The organism is Pseudomonas sp. GW822-FHT03F04 (assembly GCF_058801405.1).
In genome coordinates this window covers 223,339-239,711 of record NZ_JBXANF010000006.1, presented here as the reverse complement: position 1 = coordinate 239,711, position 16,373 = coordinate 223,339, and the positions used below count along the sequence as shown (strand labels likewise).

General features: G+C 61.6%; 13 protein-coding genes and 1 pseudogene. 7 read left to right on the top strand and 7 right to left on the bottom strand.

Going from position 1 to position 16,373, the window contains the following annotated elements; genetic code table 11:
• The first annotated feature begins 59 nt into the window (after positions 1-59).
• From AC1RMX_RS16085 to AC1RMX_RS16075, 3 genes are read left to right on the top strand one after another with little or no spacing between them, the layout of a single operon-like run.
• A complete protein-coding gene (locus AC1RMX_RS16085) occupies positions 60-977 on the top strand; it encodes a putative 2-dehydropantoate 2-reductase (RefSeq protein WP_192558838.1) in 918 nt (305 codons plus the stop codon).
• Between the two features lie 45 nt (positions 978-1,022).
• On the top strand, positions 1,023-3,059 hold the full coding sequence (locus AC1RMX_RS16080) for a sensor histidine kinase (RefSeq protein WP_096818311.1): 2,037 nt from the start codon (positions 1,023-1,025) through the stop codon (positions 3,057-3,059).
• Between the two features lie 3 nt (positions 3,060-3,062).
• Positions 3,063-3,644 carry a cob(I)yrinic acid a,c-diamide adenosyltransferase gene (locus tag AC1RMX_RS16075; protein WP_096818312.1) on the top strand — a complete coding sequence of 194 codons (582 nt, stop codon included), beginning with the start codon at positions 3,063-3,065 and terminating at the stop codon, positions 3,642-3,644.
• A 39-nt stretch (positions 3,645-3,683) separates the two neighbouring features.
• Here AC1RMX_RS16075 and AC1RMX_RS16070 read toward each other — a convergent pair whose 3' ends face one another.
• The 4 genes from AC1RMX_RS16070 to secA form a co-directional block, all read right to left on the bottom strand.
• A complete protein-coding gene (locus AC1RMX_RS16070) occupies positions 3,684-4,628 on the bottom strand; it encodes a Nudix family hydrolase (RefSeq protein WP_192558840.1) in 945 nt (314 codons plus the stop codon).
• On the bottom strand, positions 4,625-5,257 hold the full coding sequence (locus tag AC1RMX_RS16065; RefSeq protein ID WP_493072525.1) for a glutathione S-transferase family protein: 633 nt from the start codon (positions 5,255-5,257) through the stop codon (positions 4,625-4,627). The genes AC1RMX_RS16070 and AC1RMX_RS16065 overlap by 4 nt, the downstream gene beginning before the upstream one ends.
• Positions 5,258-5,319: 62 nt before the next feature.
• A complete protein-coding gene (gene argJ, locus AC1RMX_RS16060) occupies positions 5,320-6,537 on the bottom strand; it encodes a bifunctional glutamate N-acetyltransferase/amino-acid acetyltransferase ArgJ (protein ID WP_108563086.1) in 1,218 nt (405 codons plus the stop codon).
• Between the two features lie 122 nt (positions 6,538-6,659).
• Positions 6,660-9,398, bottom strand: coding sequence for a preprotein translocase subunit SecA (gene secA / locus AC1RMX_RS16055; RefSeq protein WP_096818321.1), 2,739 nt, complete (start codon positions 9,396-9,398; stop codon positions 6,660-6,662).
• A 307-nt stretch (positions 9,399-9,705) separates the two neighbouring features.
• Here secA and AC1RMX_RS16050 point away from each other — a divergent pair, with 307 nt between their 5' ends.
• Positions 9,706-10,161: a DUF721 domain-containing protein gene (locus tag AC1RMX_RS16050; RefSeq protein WP_096818322.1), complete on the top strand. Its 456-nt coding sequence runs from the start codon at positions 9,706-9,708 to the stop codon at positions 10,159-10,161.
• A 34-nt stretch (positions 10,162-10,195) separates the two neighbouring features.
• Here AC1RMX_RS16050 and AC1RMX_RS16045 read toward each other — a convergent pair whose 3' ends face one another.
• Positions 10,196-11,683, bottom strand: a complete 1,488-nt coding sequence (locus AC1RMX_RS16045) for a helicase HerA-like domain-containing protein (protein WP_493066012.1) — start codon at positions 11,681-11,683, stop codon at positions 10,196-10,198.
• Between the two features lie 188 nt (positions 11,684-11,871).
• Between AC1RMX_RS16045 and AC1RMX_RS16040 the strand changes: the two are divergent.
• The 3 genes and pseudogenes from AC1RMX_RS16040 to gpgF form a co-directional block, all read left to right on the top strand.
• Positions 11,872-12,903, top strand: a pseudogene (locus AC1RMX_RS16040) (HAMP domain-containing protein); the annotation flags it as partial.
• 93 nt (positions 12,904-12,996) lie between these two features.
• The gene (locus tag AC1RMX_RS16035) at positions 12,997-13,761 is read left to right on the top strand and encodes a methyl-accepting chemotaxis protein (RefSeq protein ID WP_371858320.1); all 765 of its coding nucleotides are present in this window, start codon (positions 12,997-12,999) and stop codon (positions 13,759-13,761) included.
• A gap of 196 nt (positions 13,762-13,957) precedes the next feature.
• Positions 13,958-14,953, top strand: a complete 996-nt coding sequence (gene gpgF, locus AC1RMX_RS16030; RefSeq protein ID WP_493072524.1) for a glucosaminyl phosphatidylglycerol flippase — start codon at positions 13,958-13,960, stop codon at positions 14,951-14,953.
• On the opposite strand, the gene AC1RMX_RS16025 is transcribed toward gpgF, so the two are convergent.
• The gene (locus AC1RMX_RS16025) at positions 14,922-15,116 is read right to left on the bottom strand and encodes a hypothetical protein (RefSeq protein ID WP_192558846.1); all 195 of its coding nucleotides are present in this window, start codon (positions 15,114-15,116) and stop codon (positions 14,922-14,924) included. The genes gpgF and AC1RMX_RS16025 overlap by 32 nt on opposite strands.
• 91 nt (positions 15,117-15,207) lie before the next feature.
• Complete coding sequence (gene purU / locus AC1RMX_RS16020) at positions 15,208-16,056, bottom strand: formyltetrahydrofolate deformylase (RefSeq protein ID WP_007912774.1); 849 nt, start codon at positions 16,054-16,056, stop codon at positions 15,208-15,210.
• Between the last annotated feature and the right edge of the window lie 317 nt (positions 16,057-16,373).

The window sequence follows — 16,373 nt, the reverse complement described above, 5'->3', positions numbered from 1 at the left end:
GTCTTTTCCCACCGACACGGCGAGCCTTGCATGCCTGTACCTTACCGAGTGAAAAACTGATGTCCACCCCCTGGCATATCCTCGGCGCCGGAAGTCTCGGCACACTCTGGGCCACGCGCCTGGCCCGGGCCGGATTGCCGGTCCGGTTGATCCTGCGCGATATCGATCGTTTGCATGACTATGCGACGGCGGGCGGCCTGACCCTCGTGGAACAAGGCGTGGCCAGCAGCTACGCCATCCCTGGCGAAACACCGGACAGTCCCGAACCGATCCGTCGCCTGCTGGTGGCGTGCAAGGCCTATGACGCCGAAAGCGCCGTGGCCGGTGTCGCTCATCGCCTGGCGCCGGATGCAGAACTGATTCTTTTGCAGAATGGCCTCGGCAGTCAGGAAGCGGTCGCCGCGCAAGTCCCGCAGGCCCGTTGCATCAGCGCCTCCAGCACCGAAGGCGCGTTTCGCGATGGCGACTGGCGCGTGGTCTTTGCCGGCCACGGTTACACCTGGCTCGGCGATGCCGGTCATCCCGTGGCACCGTTCTGGCTGGATGATCTTGAAGCGGCAAAGATTCCTCATGAATGGAGCGCCGACATCCTCACCCGGCTGTGGCGAAAACTGGCGCTCAACTGTGCGATCAATCCGCTGACGGTGTTACACGACTGCCGTAACGGGGGATTGCAGGAACATCACTGCGAAGTCGCCACGCTGTGCGCCGAACTGACCGAATTGCTGGAGCGTTGCGGCCAGCCAGCAGCGGCGGACAACCTGCAACAGGAAGTCGAACGGGTGATTTCGGCCACCGCAGCCAATTTCTCGTCCATGTATCAGGACGTGGCCAGCAAACGCCGCACCGAGATCAGCTACCTGCTGGGTCATGCCTGCAAGGTTGCGCAGCGGCACCAGCTCAACCTGCCGCATCTGAAGCAATTGCAGCAGCGCCTGACCGCGCATCTGCACAGTCTCGGATTGCCCGTCGACTGAGCAGCGGCTACGCTGCCCACTTGTTCCTTTGCTGCGATAAACCTGATGCCATTGCGCCAGCGCCTCGAAAACCTGCCGGTAGGCCAGAAACTGCTGGCCGCCCTGCTGGTGCTGTTGACCACCGTGTTACTGGTCGCCAACCTGACCTTCATCAGCGCGGCCTATTACATTTCCCAGGAAAGCATGGCGCCCCAGGCGTTGCAGACCATTGGCCGACTGGTATCGAACCCGAGCCTGGTCGCCGAAGCCTTGCAGTCACCGCAAAGCGCCGAGCGCCTGCTCAAGGAGCTCGACAGTTACTCGCCGCTGCGCGCTGCCGCCCTGTATGACGGCAAGGGCGATCGCATTGCGCAGGTGCAACGTGGCGACAAGCTCAACCTGCCGGAGCGCTACCGGCATATCGAAGCCTGGCAACTCACCGAGTTTCGCAGCAACCAGCTGATCACCCTGCCCCGTCCCGACACTGCGCCGGGTCATCTGTTGCTGGTGGCCAGCAGCGAACTGCCGATGGCGTTCTACACCGGTACCCTGACGGCGAGCCTGGGGATCCTGATCTTCAGCGTACTGCTGTGGCTGGTGATTGCCCGGCAAATCAAACGCCTGATCACCCGGCCGATCCATCAACTCGAAGAACTGTCCCGCCAGGTCACCCGCGAGGAGAACTACGCCCTGCGCGCCTCACGCGGCAACCACGACGAAATCGGCAGTCTGGCCGAGGCCTTCAACACCATGCTCTCGCGCATCGAGGCCCGGGAGCAGCAACTCAAGCGCGCCCGCGATGACTCGCAAGCCGCCTACGATCAGGCGCAGGGGCTGGCCGAAGAAACCCGCCACACCAACCGCAAACTGGAGCTGGAAGTCCAGGTGCGGAGCAAGATCGAGAAGAAGCTCACGGGTTTTCAGAACTACCTCAACAGCATCATCGACTCCATGCCCTCGGCGCTGATCGCCCTCGACGAGCAGCTCTATGTCACGCAATGGAACCAGGAGGCCAGCGCCCTCTCCGGCACCCGGCTGGACGAAGCGCTGAATCAGCCGATCTTCCTCGCGTTCGAACCGCTCAAGCCTTTCCTGCCGCAGCTCAAGCAGACCGTCGAACAGCACACCGTGGCGAAAATCGAGCGGGTGACCTGGTTCAAGGATGACGAGCCCAAGCATTACGCCCTGACGTTTTATCCACTGATGGGCGGTGCCGGACGCGGCGTGGTGATCCGGATCGACGACATCACCCAGCGCCTGTCGCTGGAGGACATGATGGTGCAGTCGGAAAAAATGCTCTCGGTCGGCGGCCTCGCCGCCGGCATGGCCCACGAGATCAACAACCCGCTGGGCGCGATCCTGCACAACGTGCAGAACATTCGCAGACGTCTGTCGCCCGACCTGCCGAAAAACCTCGAGCAGGCCGAACAACTGGGCATCGAACTGGATACCGTGAACCGCTACCTACAAGGCCGGGAAGTCCCGCAATTGCTCGACGGCATTCAGCAGGCCGGTGCCCGGGCGGCAAAAATCGTCACCCACATGCTCAGTTTCAGCCGCCGCAGCACCCGGCAGATGGCCCCTTGCGACCTGCCGGCGCTGATCGATCAAGCGGTGGATATCGCCGGCAACGACTTCGACCTGGCGATCGGCTTCGATTTCAAGGGTCAGGCGATCATCCGTCAGTTTGACCCGGCGCTGGGTCCGGTTCCGGGCACCGCCAACGAACTTGAACAAGTGCTGCTCAACCTGCTGAAAAACGCTGCGCAGGCGATCCACCTGCGCGAAGACGACAGCGAGCCGGGGCGGATCATCTTGCGCACCAAACTCAATCCGCCGTGGGCCGAGATACAGGTCGAGGACAACGGCATCGGCATGAGCGAGAACGTGCGCAAACGCACCTTCGAGCCGTTCTTCACCACCAAGGAAATCGGCCAGGGCACGGGGCTCGGGCTGTCGGTGTCGTATTTCATCATCACCAACAACCACAAAGGGCAGATGGAAGTGCAGTCGGCACCGGGACAAGGCACCTGCTTCACCCTGCGCCTGCCGCTCACGCAACCTGCACCCATTGCCGCAGAAACCAATCAACTACCGAGGTAAACCATGGGCTTTCGCTTGTCGAAGATCTACACCCGCACCGGCGACAAAGGCGAAACCGGCCTCGGCGATGGTCGCCGCGTGCCCAAGGATCACCCGCGCATCGAAGCCATTGGCGAGGTCGACACGCTGAACAGTCAGGTCGGCGTGCTGCTGGCCGGGTTGCTCGCCGAACGCGAAACCTGTCCAGGGCTGAATGAATTGATCGACGTGCTGGCGCCCTGTCAGCACCGCTTGTTCGACCTCGGGGGCGAGCTGGCGATGCCGGAATATCAGGCGCTGAACACGGCAGAAATCGAACGGCTGGAAGCAGCCATCGATGTCTGGAACGAGGAATTGGGGCCGCTGGAGAACTTCATTCTGCCCGGCGGTTCGATGCTGATTGCCCAGGCGCATGTCTGCCGCAGCCTGGCGCGCAGTGCGGAGCGGCGTTGCCAGCATTTGAATGCGATCGAACCGTTGGCCGGGGTGGGCCTGGCTTACATCAATCGCCTGTCGGATCTGTTGTTTGTGGCGGCGAGGCTGATTGCGCGGCGCCAGGGCATTGCCGAGATTCTGTGGCAACCCGCCGCAAAACCCGAAAACTGATCACTCCCACGCCAGGCGCGGGAGTGTTCAGATGCCCAGTCAGGCCTCAGGCCAGAACGCCCGAATCCCCGCCACACCCTGAGCCCCGGCATTCCACGCTTTCTCGCGCTCGGCCGGGCCAACACCGCCCAACAGGAATACCGGCTTGCTGAAGCCTTCGATCAGCGTCGAAGCCTGCTCCCAGCCCAGCGGCTGCGCATCCGGATGAGTCAGGGTCGGCTGCACTGGCGAAAGAGTGACGAAATCCACGCCCATCTGCTCGGCCAGCGCCAGTTCTTCAGCATTGTGGCAGGACGCCGCCAGCCAGCGCTCCGCCGGTAGCGGACGCCCCGCTGCCGCGTACTTGCGCAGCTGAGCCGAGGTAATGTGCCAACCGGCGGACGGGAAATCGCCCAGCCACTCGAACGGGCCCTTGATCATCAACTGCGCCTTGCCGGCACACAGGCCGACCGCGTCCACCGCCAGATCGCGGTACTTCGGGTCATAACCATTGGGCGCACGCAGCTGGATCAGCTTGATGCCCCCGGCAATCGCCTTCTGGATGCCGCGCAGCAAGGCCGGGGTTTCCAGATCTTCCGGGGTGATCAGGTATTCAGCGGGCAGACGCGCCGCCGCCACGATCGGCTGGTTGGCTGCCGGGAATTCATAATTCGTCAGTTCTTTGGCCGACACCCAGGCCAAGGGCTGGCCTTCGGCGCCGTGGGGTTCGCCGGTGAAGCTTGAGACTTCCCAGACATCCAGCAACACCTGCTTGTCCGGGTAATCGTGGCGAACCTTGATCAGCGGGCGAGCAGCGCCGACGACAATGCCCAACTCTTCGTGCAGCTCACGGGCCAGCGCAGTTTCAACCGACTCATCGGCCTCGACCTTGCCACCGGGAAATTCCCACAGACCGCCCTGGTGCTGGGTATCGGCCCGGCGGGCGATGAGGATTTTGCCGCTGTCGTCACGGATGACGGCAGCAGCGACGTGTACGCGTTTCACGACTGCAACTCCTCCAGTCCTGCCTTTTGCCAGGCCTTGAAGGCCGGCCACTGATAAACGGTTTCAACATAGGCTTCGTCTTCGGCCGGCAGCCGCACCTGATAGGTACGCAGGCGCACGGCAATCGGCGCGAAGAACGCATCCGCCAACGACACGCGACCAAACAGGAACGGCCCCGGCTCGGTAGCCACGGCACGGCATTCGGCCCACAGCGCGAGCATGCGCTCGACATCGACCTTCACTTCCGGCGGTACCGGGTTGAGCGGCGCGTCGTGGCTCAGGTTGAACGGCATGTGATTGCGCATGGCGAAGAAGCCGCTGTGCATCTGCGCGCAGGCAGAACGCGCCTGAGCGCGGGCCGCGATATCAGTCGGCCAGAGCTGTTCGGAAGGAAACTGTTCGGCCAGGTATTCGGCAATCGCCAGAGAGTCGGCGATGGTACCCCGTGCGGTGGTCAGCAGCGGCACCTTGCCGGTGGGCGAATGCTTGAGCAGGCGCTCGCGGGTGTCGGGCTTGCCGAGTTTGATCAGCTCTTCGGTGTAGGGCGCGCCGGTCAGTTCAAGCGCCAGTGCCGCGCGCAGGGACCAGGAGGAAAGCAGTTTGTCGCCGATGATCAGTTGAAGGCTCATGTTCGGGTCCTTTCATGGGACAGAAGAAAAGGAGGCCCGCAGACCTCCCTCTTCGGCAGGGATCAGGTGCGGTATTCGGCGTTGATCTTCACGTACTCGTGGGACAGGTCGGTGGTCCAGATGGTTTCGCTGCAATCGCCGCGACCCAGTTCGATACGGATGGTGATTTCTTCCTGCTGCATCACTGCCGAGCCCTGGGCTTCAGTGTAGGTCGCAGCACGGGCGCCACGGCTGGCAATGCACACGTCACCGAGGAATACGTCGATCTTGCTCACGTCCAGATCCGGCACGCCGGCACGGCCGACAGCGGCGAGGATGCGGCCCCAGTTCGGGTCGGAAGCGAACAGTGCAGTCTTGATCAGCGGCGAGTGGGCCACGGTGTAGCCGACGTCCAGGCATTCCTGGTGATTGCCGCCGCCGTTGACTTCAACGGTCACGAACTTGGTCGCGCCTTCGCCGTCACGCACGATGGCCTGAGCCACGTCCATGCACACTTCGAACACGGCCTGTTTCAGCTTGGCGAACAGCTCGCCTTCGGCACGGGTGATTTCCGGCAGCGCTGCCTTACCGGTGGCGATCAGCATGCAGCAGTCGTTGGTCGAGGTGTCGCCGTCGATGGTGATGCGGTTGAACGACTTGTTGGCGCCGTCCAGCATCAGGTTGTGCAACACGTCGCGGGAGACTTTGGCGTCGGTGGCGATGTAGCCGAGCATGGTCGCCATGTTCGGACGGATCATGCCCGCGCCCTTGCTGATGCCGGTGACAGTGATGGTCACGCCGTCATGCTGGAACTGGCGGCTGGCGCCTTTTGGCAGCGTGTCGGTGGTCATGATGCCGGTGGCGGCCGCTTCCCAGTTGTTTTCCGACAGATCGTCCAGCGCAGCCTGCAAGGCGCCTTCGATCTTCTCGACCGGCAGCGGCTCGCCGATCACGCCAGTGGAGTACGGCAGGATCTGGCTGGCATCCACGCCGGTCAGTTCAGCCAGTTTCGCGGTCGTGCGCTCAGCGGCGGCCAGGCCCGGCTCGCCGGTGCCAGCGTTGGCATTGCCGGTGTTGGTCAACAGGTAGCGCACAGCGTTCTGCACGCGTTTCTTGGCCAGGATCACCGGCGCGGCGCAGAAAGCGTTCAACGTGAACACGCCCGCCACGGTGGAACCTTCGGCACAGCGCATCACGACGACATCCTTGCGCCCAGGGCGCTTGATGCCGGCCGAAGCGATACCGAGTTCAAAACCGGCAACCGGGTGCAACGTTGGCAAAGGACCAAGACCAACAGCCATGAATGCGCTCCTTACTCAATGATGTCAGCACCGCCAAGCGTAGTGACGGTGGTGTAAATGGCAAAACGCCGCGACGGCTGGTGCCGGTCGCGGCGCGGGTATATCAGCGATTGAAACGGGTTTTACTGGATCTGCCCGTGGCAATGCTTGAATTTCTTGCCCGAACCGCAGTAGCACAGTTCGTTGCGGCCCAGCTTCTGCTCGTTGCGAACCGGCGCGGTGGCCAGGGCCACATCGACCTCTTCACCGACCAGTGCTTCCGGCTGCTCCAGACCTGGCGCCTCGGCGTGTTCGAACTGCATACGCGCGGCCAGCGCCTCGGCTTCCTGACGCAGACGCGCCTCTTCCTCGGCCGGATCTTCGCGGCGAACCTGAACGTGCGACAGCACACGGATCGAGTCGCGCTTGATCGAATCCAGCAGCTCGGAGAACAGCGTGAAGGACTCGCGCTTGTATTCCTGCTTCGGGTTCTTCTGGGCGTAGCCACGCAGGTGGATACCGTGACGCAGGTGATCCATGGTCGACAGGTGGTCTTTCCACAGGTCGTCCAGAACGCGCAGCACGATCTGCTTCTCGAAGGAGCGCAGTGCATCGGCACCGGCCTGGTCTTCTTTCTCGTTGTACGCGGCGATCAGCTCGTTCATCAGCTTCTCGCGCAGGGTTTCTTCGTACAGGTGATCGTCTTCGTCGAGCCATTGCTGGATCGGCAGTTTCACACCGAAGTCGCTGGCGATCGACGCTTCCAGACCGGCCACGTCCCACTGCTCTGGCAGCGATTGCGGCGGAATGTGTGCGCTGACGGTGGCGTTCAGTACGTCCTGACGGAAATCAGCGATGGTCTCGCCGATGTTGTCCGCGGCCAGCAACGTGTTACGCATGTGATAGATCACTTTACGCTGTTCGTTGTTGACGTCGTCGAACTCGAGCAATTGCTTGCGAATGTCGAAGTTGCGGCCTTCAACCTTGCGCTGTGCCTTCTCGATGGCGTTGGTCACCATGCGGTGCTCGATCGCTTCACCGGACTGCATGCCCAGGGCTTTCATGAAGTTCTTCACCCGGTCAGAGGCGAAAATGCGCATCAGGCTGTCTTCCAGCGACAGGTAGAAGCGGCTGGAACCGGCGTCACCCTGACGGCCGGCACGGCCACGCAGCTGGTTGTCGATACGACGGGATTCGTGACGCTCGGACGCGATCACCTGCAAGCCGCCGGACTCCAGCACTTGCTGGTGACGCTTCTGCCAGTCGGCCTTGATCTGGGCGATCTGCTCAGGGGTCGGGTTTTCCAGCGACGCGACTTCAACTTCCCAGTTGCCGCCCAACAGGATGTCGGTACCACGACCGGCCATGTTGGTAGCGATGGTCAGGGCGCCCGGACGACCGGCCTGCGCGATGATCTCGGCTTCTTTTTCGTGGAACTTGGCGTTCAGAACCTTGTGTTCGATGCCTTCCTTCACGAGCAATGCGGACATGTGCTCGGAGGTTTCGATGGTGGCAGTACCCACCAGCACCGGACGACCGGCAGCCATGCTTTCCTTGATGTCATTGACGATCGCCGCGTATTTCTCTTCGGCGGTCAGGAACACCAGGTCGTTGTAGTCCTTACGGGCCAACGGCTTGTTGGTCGGGATCACGATGACCGGCAGACCATAGATCTGGTGGAATTCGAACGCTTCGGTATCGGCCGTACCGGTCATGCCGGACAGCTTGTCGTACAGACGGAAGTAGTTCTGGAACGTGGTCGATGCCAGGGTCTGGCTCTCGGCCTGGATGTTCAGGTTTTCCTTGGCTTCGATGGCCTGGTGCAGGCCTTCGGACAGACGACGACCCGGCATGGTACGGCCGGTGTGTTCGTCGACCAGTACGACCTGACCGTCCTGCACGATGTATTCAACGTTGCGGTTGAACAGTTTGTGCGCACGCAGGCCGGCGTAAACGTGAGTCAGCAGGCTCAGGTTATGCGCCGAGTACAGGCTCTCGCCCTCGGCCAGCAGACCGATGCTGGTCAGTTGGTCTTCGATGAACTGGTGACCGGCTTCGTTGAGTTCGACCTGACGGGTCTTCTCGTCGACGGTGAAGTGGCCTTCCTGGGTGACGACGCCTTCGACTTCTTCGACGTGCAGCTTGAGTTTCGGGATCAGTTTGTTGATCTCGATGTACAGCTTGGAGCTGTCCTCGGCCTGACCGGAAATGATCAGCGGGGTACGCGCTTCGTCGATGAGGATGGAGTCGACTTCGTCGATCACGGCAAAGTTGAGTTCGCGCTGGAATTTCTCTTCCATGCTGAACGCCATGTTGTCGCGCAGGTAGTCGAACCCGAATTCGTTGTTGGTGCCGTAGGTAATGTCGGCGGCGTAGGCCAGACGTTTCTCTTCCGGCGGCTGGAACGGCGTCACGATGCCGACGGTCAGGCCGAGGAATTCATACAGCGGACGCATCCAGTTGGCGTCACGGCGGGCCAGGTAATCGTTCACGGTCACAACGTGCACGCCCTTGCCGGACAGCGCGTTGAGGTAAACGCCCAGGGTACCCACCAGGGTCTTGCCTTCACCGGTACGCATTTCGGCAATCCGGCCTTCATGCAGGGTCATGCCGCCGATCAGCTGGACGTCGAAGTGACGCATGCCCATGACGCGCTTGCCGGCTTCGCGGGCGACCGCAAAAGCTTCCGGCAACAGCTTGTCGAGGGTTTCCCCTTTGGCGATGCGGTCCTTGAACTCTGCGGTCTTGGCGCGCAGTTGATCGTCCGAGAGGGCGACCATCTTCTCTTCGAAGGCATTGACGAGCTGCACCGTCTTGAGCATGCGTTTGACTTCACGCTCGTTCTTGCTTCCAAAAAGTTTCTTTAACAAAGGCGCAAACATATCGGCAGGATCTTCCACACTAAAGGGATGGAGGGCGGCCCCGTGAGTCGCCCGTGCAGCCCTCATGGCCGCATGCGAACGAGCATTCTACCCGGAAACGGTGGTGAGGAAAGTGGCGATATTCCACGATGCTGGCACTGCGCTTTGACGGGGCTCACTTAAAATAGGGGCGTTTTGCTCAACTTCAAGCCGTTGGAGGCAGAAGTTAGTCGTTGATTTAATGGGCAAAGCAGGGACAAAAGCAATGGGCGAGTGAAATGGGTGCTATCTGCTACCATGGCGCCTCTGTTACTTCAGGTGTTAGATCATGGCATTTCGCCCTCTTACAGCCAGAGCGCCCGCCGTTCTGCTTCGCGAAGCCAAGCCGCTGAAAGCCATCCTCGGCCATGCCCAACGTCTGGGCCGTCTGCAACGCCTGCTCGAAAGCCAACTGCAACCCGCCGCCCGCGAGCATTGTCATGTCGCGTCGTGGCGTGAAGGCAATCTGTTGCTGATTGTCACCGATGGCCATTGGGCCACACGCCTGCGCTACCAGCAAAAACGCCTGCAACGGCAACTGCAGATGTTCGATGAGTTCGCCAACCTGACGCGGATTCAGTTCAAGGTCCAGCCGCCAACGGTGCAGCGCGGTGCAGCCGGGCACACGATGGACTTGTCGACGGATGCGGCGGCGACCATTCAGTCGACCGCCGACGGGATCAGTGATCCGAACCTGCGTGCAGCGCTGGAGCGTCTGGCGGCGCACGCCAAAGCCAAATCCTGACCAAAAAACCTGTGGGAGCAAGCTCCCACGGGTGTTATCGACGTTTACTGCCACCGAGCAGAGAACCCATCAGGCCGCGCACCAACTGTTTACCCAGCGAATTCGCTGCCTGGCGCATCGCCGACTTGAGCGCCTGCCCCGCTGCCGTCCCGAGGAACTCCCCGGCCTTGTCCGCCAGGCTCGGTTCCTCTGCCGCCGGTTTGCCTGGCGCGGTTTCGCCCTCCGACGCCAGCCCTTTGCGCCCCATCAGGATTTCATAGGCCGACTCTCGATCGATTGGCTTGTCATAGCGACCCTTGAACGGCGAACCGGCAATCAGCACGGTGCGTTCGGTCTCGGTCAACGGCCCGATCCGCGATTGCGGCGGCGCCACCAGCACCCGCTGGACCATTTCCGGCGTGCCTTTTTCCTGCAAGGTGCCGACCAGCGCCTCGCCGATCCCGAGTTCAGTCAACACCGACAACGTATCGAACGCCGGATTCGGCCGGAAGCCATCCGCCACCGCCCGCAGGGATTTCTGCTCCTTGGCGGTGAATGCGCGCAGACCGTGCTGGACCCGCAGGCCCAGCTGCGCCAGCACATCGTCCGGCAGGTCACCCGGCGACTGGGTGACGAAATACACCCCGACGCCCTTGGAACGAATCAGCCGCACCACTTGTTCCAGACGTTCCTGCAAGGCCTTCGGCGTATCACCAAACAACAAGTGTGCTTCGTCGAAAAACAGCGCCAGCAGTGGTTTGTCGGCATCGCCGCGCTCCGGCAATTGCTCGAACAGCTCGGCGAGCAACCAGAGCAGGAACGTCGCGTAGACCTTCGGCGCTTCATGCACCAGACGACTGGCATCGAGCAAATGAATGCGCCCGCGACCGTCGGCGGCCGGTTGCAGAATGTCTTCCAGTTGCAGCGCCGGCTCGCCGAACAAGGCTTCGGCGCCCTGCTGCTCAAGGATCGCCAGACGCCGTAACAGCGCCTGGCTGGAACCGGTGGTGAACAACGCGGCGTCTTCGCCGAGCAGCTGCGGGTTGTCCTTGAGGTGATTGAGCAGCGCCTTCAGGTCTTTCAGATCCAGCAGCAACAGGCCTTCGCGGTCGGCGACCTTGAACGCCGCGTACAGCGCCGACTGCTGACTGTCGGTCAATTCCAGCAAGGCACCGATCAGCAGCGGCCCCATTTCGCTCAGCGTGGTGCGCAGCGGATGACCGGACTCACCGTGAATGTCCCACAAGGTCACGGGATAAGCCTGAGGCTTGTAGTTGAGCCACGGCATGCCGGCGATGCGCTCGGCGACCTTGCCCTGGGGATTGCCGGCGGCGCCGAGGCCGCACAGATCACCCTTGATGTCGGCGGCGAACACCGCGACCCCGGCGTCACTGAACGCTTCGGCCAGCCGTTGCAGGGTGACGGTCTTGCCAGTGCCGGTCGCGCCGGCCACCAGTCCGTGACGGTTGGCCAGGCGCATCGCCTGGGCGATCGGTTGCCCGGCGAGATCGGCGCCGATAACGAGTTGCGAGGAGTCAGGCATTTGGTCACCCAATAGTTAATCTTTGTCGAGCATGGCCGATAGAGAGAAGTGAGAGACCGGATCAAAAGTCCGGTCCGTGATTTCCCTAAGGAGAGACGGAAATATCACTCAGCTTTCACACCTGCCCATTTTGCGCGCCTTTATAAAAGCACGCCCTGGACATTAAGACCTTAGCGGAACCCCAAGCCATGAACAAAAATCTACGCTTCAGCCATAAAATTTTGCTTGCCGCCGCCCTCATCGTCATTGCCGCCTTCGCCTCGTTCACGCTGTACAACGACTGGCTGCAGCGCAATGCAATCCGCGATGACCTGAACAATTACCTCAACGAGATGGGCGAGGTCACTGCCGACAACATCCAGACCTGGCTCAGCGGGCGCATCCTGCTGATCGAGAACGCGGCACAGAACATCGCCATCAATCCCGAGCCCGCCGCCGTTGCCAGCCTGCTGGAACAGAAAGCCCTGACCTCGACGTTCATGGCTTCCTACCTCGGCGATGCCACCGGTCACTTCACCATCCGTCCGGATGCGAAGATGCCGGACGGTTTCGATCCACGGGTTCGCCCCTGGTATAAAGGTGCCGAAAGCAGCAGCACTTCGACCCTGACCGAACCGTACATCGACGCGGCGACCGGCCAGACCATCATTTCCATCGCCACTGCCGCGAAAAAGGCCGGCCAGAGCGTCGGCGTGGTGGGCGGCGACCTGAGCCTGCAAACCCTGATCAACACCCTCAGCGCCCGGGACTTCTCCGGCATGGGCTATGCGTTCCTGGTCAGCGCCGACGGCAAGATCCTGGTGCACCCGGACAAGGCCCTGGTGATGAAATCGCTCAAGGAAGCCTACCCGCAGGACACGCCGCGCATCAGCAGCGACTTCAGTGAAATCACCGTCGACGGCAAGACCCGTATCGTCACCTTCACCCCGATCAAGGGCCTGCCGTCGGTGAACTGGTACATCGGCCTGTCGGTGGACAAGGACAAAGCCTTCTCGATGCTCAGCCAGTTCCGCACCTCGGCCGTGATTGCGACCGTGATTGCGGTGGCGATCATCATCGCCCTGCTCGGCATGCTGATCCGCATCCTGATCCAGCCGCTGCACGTCATGACCCGCGCCATGGAAGACATCGCCGACGGCGAAGGCGACCTGACCAAGCGCCTGACCATCCAGAACCAGGACGAATTCGGCGTACTCGGCACTGCCTTCAACCGCTTCGTCGAACGGGTTCACGGTTCGATTCGCGAAGTGTCGTCGGCCACCGGGCAAGTCAACGAAGTCGCCCTGCGGGTCGTCGCAGCCTCGAACTCGTCGATGTACAACTCCGACCAGCAAGCCTCGCGCACCAACAGCGTGGCCGCCGCGATCAACCAGCTCGGTGCCGCCGCTCAGGAAATCGCCCGCAACGCCGCGCAAGCCTCGACCCAGGCCAGCGACGCCCGTGGCTTGGCCGAAGACGGCCAGCAAGTGGTGGATCGCAGCATCAAGGCAATGAATCAACTGTCGAGCATGCTCAGCGCGTCGAGCAGCAACATCGAATCGCTGAACAGCAAAACCGTGAACATCGGCCAGATTCTCGAAGTGATCACCAGCATTTCCCAGCAGACCAACCTGCTCGCGCTCAACGCCGCCATCGAAGCAGCGCGGGCCGGTGAAGCCGGGCGCGGGTTTGCGGTGGTGGCGGACGAAGTGCGCAACCTTGCACACCGCACTCAGGAATCGGCGCAACAGGTGCAGACCATGATCGAGGAGCTGCAAGTCGGCGCCCGCGAATCCGTCAGCACCATGAGCGACAGCCAGCGCCACAGCCAGGAGAGCGTGGACATCGCCAACCTCGCCGGCGAGCGCCTGAACAGCGTGACCCAGCGGATCGGCGAGATCGACGGCATGAACCAGTCGGTGGCCACCGCCACCGAGGAACAGACCGCCGTGGTCGAGTCGATCAACGTCGACATCACCGAGATCAATACGCTGAACCAGGAAGGCGTGGAGAACCTGCAGGCGACATTGCGCGCCTGTTCCGATCTGGAACAACAGGCTTCGCGCCTGAAACAACTGGTCGGCAGCTTCCGCATTTAAGCTGCTCCCCCCGGATGTCTTCGCGGTTCAGTCCGCGAAGACATCTTCACCTCCCGCAAAACCTCCCCCACCCCGCCGCACATCCCGACCGAACATCTATTCTGGAGAAAGGTCAACACGGGACATCAACACACGGAGGGGCACTCACTGTGCATATCGCTGAAACCACGCTGGCGCGCCAACACGGACTTCACGCATGAGTCGCGGCATTCTGTTGCTGATCGGTCTGCTGGCGGCGGTGCTGATCCCTTCTTTACTGGGCGGCGGTGAAACCTGGATCCGGCTGCAAGCCTTTCCTCTGCACTGGCTGTCGATCCTGCTGGCCATGATTCTGCTCTGTTGGGGCATCAATACCTTGCGCCTGAGATTGCTGCTCGGCGATCAGCGTGAACGGGTCACACCGCTGAAAAGCCTCGGCGTGGTCATGGCCGCCGAATTCGCCTGGTGCGCCACACCCGGCGGCACTGGCGGGCCGCTGACGATCATGGCGCTGCTGGCCCGCAGCGGCGTGCGCCCGGCCCGGGGCAGCGCGGTGTTTGCGATGGATCAGTTGAGCGACTTGCTGTTCTTCCTGTGTGCACTGGGCGGGATTCTGATTTATGCGCTGTTCCAGCATCTGAGCGACCGGATGGAATGGCTGCTGACTGTCAGCGCCATATCGCTGTTCGGCGGGCTGTTCAGTTGTGTGCTGGTGGCGCGTTATCACCGCACGCTGATTCGCTTGAGTGGCCGGCTGCTGGCGCGCATGAACGTGCAACCCGCCACGCGGCGGCGCTGGGCGCGCAAGCTGCTGCATTTTCTCGCGGCGTTCACCGATGCCCTGAAATTGCCGCGACAAACGCTGTTCAAGGTGTTTGCCCTGACCTGCGTGCATTGGTCGCTGCGTTACAGCGTGCTGTATCTGGCGCTGCGCGGGCTGGGGGCGGACGTGCAGTGGGCCTGGACGTTCCTGATTCAGATGCTTTCACTGGGCGCAGGACAATTCAGCCTGTTGCCGGGCGGTGCCGGGGCGGCGGAGCTGACCTCGGCGGCGCTGCTGGCGCCCATGGTCGGGGCTTCGACCGCTGCGGCGGCGATTCTGATCTGGCGGGCGATGACGTTTTACTTCTACCTGCTGGTCGGCGGGCCGATTTTTCTGCTGATGCTCGGGCGTCCGCTGCTCAGGAAGCTGATGAAGGTGCGGCAGGCTTAGCGTCGTCCGGTTTCTCTTCATTGAGCTGTTCCCACAACGCGGCGGCGTCGGGGAAGTCCGTGCCATCCTCCGGGCCCAGGTCATCCGGGTCATAGCGGCTCAGGCAGCCTTCGCCCAAGGTGGCGGGCGCTTTGGAGGTGGCTTTGTCCAGTGGATCGCTCATGGGCATGTCCTCAAGGGCTGAAACAAGGCGAAAAAAAGGGCCTGAAGCGATTGAACGCCCAGGCCCTTTGTTTTTCAACCGAAAGGTTCGATCAGAACACGACGGTCTTGTTGCCGTGCACCAGCACGCGGTCTTCGAGGTGATAACGCAGACCACGGGCCAGCACCATCTTCTCGACGTCACGGCCGAAACGCACCATGTCTTCGATGCTGTCGCTGTGGCTGACGCGCACCACGTCCTGCTCGATGATCGGGCCGGCGTCCAGCTCTTCGGTCACGTAGTGGCAGGTCGCACCGATCAGCTTCACGCCGCGCAGCGACGCCTGGTGATACGGTTTGGCGCCGACGAACGACGGCAGGAAGCTGTGGTGAATGTTGATGACCTTGTGCGCGTATTCGCGGCACATGTCCGGCGGCAGGATCTGCATGTAGCGCGCCAGCACCACCACTTCGGCATCGTGCTGTTTGACCAGGCGCGACACTTCGTCGAAGGCCGGCTGCTTGTCCTGCGGATTGACCGGGACGTGGTAATAAGGAATGCCGTGCCACTCGACCATGCTGCGCAGGTCGTCGTGGTTGGAGATCACGCAAGAGATCTCGCAATCGAGTTCATCGCTGTGCCAGCGGTGCAGCAGGTCGGCCAGGCAGTGGGATTCACGGCTGGCCATCAGCACCACGCGCTTTTTCTGCTCGGTGTCGGTGATGCGCCAGTCCATCGAGAACTCTTCGGCGATCGGTGCAAACTTCTCGCGCAACACCTCGATACCGAAAGGCAGGGAATCGGCACGGATTTCGTGACGCATGAAGAACCAGCCGACCTGATTGTCCGAGTGGTGGCTCGCTTCGGTGATCCAGCCATTGTGGGCCGCCAGAAAGTTACTGACTTTGGCAACGATGCCAACGCGGTCCGGGCAAGAAATCACCAGCCGAAAAGTGCGCATGAGGGGGAAACTCCAGAACTTCGCAAAGGCGGCCATTCTAGCGACTACGCCGCAAAACTGCAGTATTGATGAGCCTTGAGCCCCGCCAGGCCTCGCTGCAGCTTTTTTGACGCGGGCAACCGTCAGGATGATGGCGCAGTAATAGCCATGCACCAACGGATCTCTGTGAATATCTGTGAAGACTGCATCACATTATTTAACTGAATATTCAATTCAGGGCTTTTCAACGCAACTAATTCAAATAAAAAGCCCGGTTAAATGTTTACTTGATGAAACAGCCTGACTATTATTGCCGCACTGTCCCCTGCCATCGTGCA

Bases quoted from the DNA above. Each gene is read 5' to 3' on its own strand.
- AC1RMX_RS16085 (WP_192558838.1), top strand. From the start codon at position 60: ATGTCCACCCCCTGGCATATCCTCGGCGCCGGAAGTCTCGGCACACTC.
- AC1RMX_RS16080 (WP_096818311.1), top strand. From the start codon at position 1,023: ATGCCATTGCGCCAGCGCCTCGAAAACCTGCCGGTAGGCCAGAAACTG.
- AC1RMX_RS16075 (WP_096818312.1), top strand. From the start codon at position 3,063: ATGGGCTTTCGCTTGTCGAAGATCTACACCCGCACCGGCGACAAAGGC.
- AC1RMX_RS16065 (WP_493072525.1), bottom strand. From the start codon at position 5,257: ATGAGCCTTCAACTGATCATCGGCGACAAACTGCTTTCCTCCTGGTCC.
- argJ (WP_108563086.1), bottom strand. From the start codon at position 6,537: ATGGCTGTTGGTCTTGGTCCTTTGCCAACGTTGCACCCGGTTGCCGGT.
- secA (WP_096818321.1), bottom strand. From the start codon at position 9,398: ATGTTTGCGCCTTTGTTAAAGAAACTTTTTGGAAGCAAGAACGAGCGT.
- AC1RMX_RS16050 (WP_096818322.1), top strand. From the start codon at position 9,706: ATGGCATTTCGCCCTCTTACAGCCAGAGCGCCCGCCGTTCTGCTTCGC.
- AC1RMX_RS16045 (WP_493066012.1), bottom strand. From the start codon at position 11,683: ATGCCTGACTCCTCGCAACTCGTTATCGGCGCCGATCTCGCCGGGCAA.
- AC1RMX_RS16035 (WP_371858320.1), top strand. From the start codon at position 12,997: ATGTACAACTCCGACCAGCAAGCCTCGCGCACCAACAGCGTGGCCGCC.
- gpgF (WP_493072524.1), top strand. From the start codon at position 13,958: ATGAGTCGCGGCATTCTGTTGCTGATCGGTCTGCTGGCGGCGGTGCTG.
- AC1RMX_RS16025 (WP_192558846.1), bottom strand. From the start codon at position 15,116: ATGAGCGATCCACTGGACAAAGCCACCTCCAAAGCGCCCGCCACCTTG.
- purU (WP_007912774.1), bottom strand. From the start codon at position 16,056: ATGCGCACTTTTCGGCTGGTGATTTCTTGCCCGGACCGCGTTGGCATC.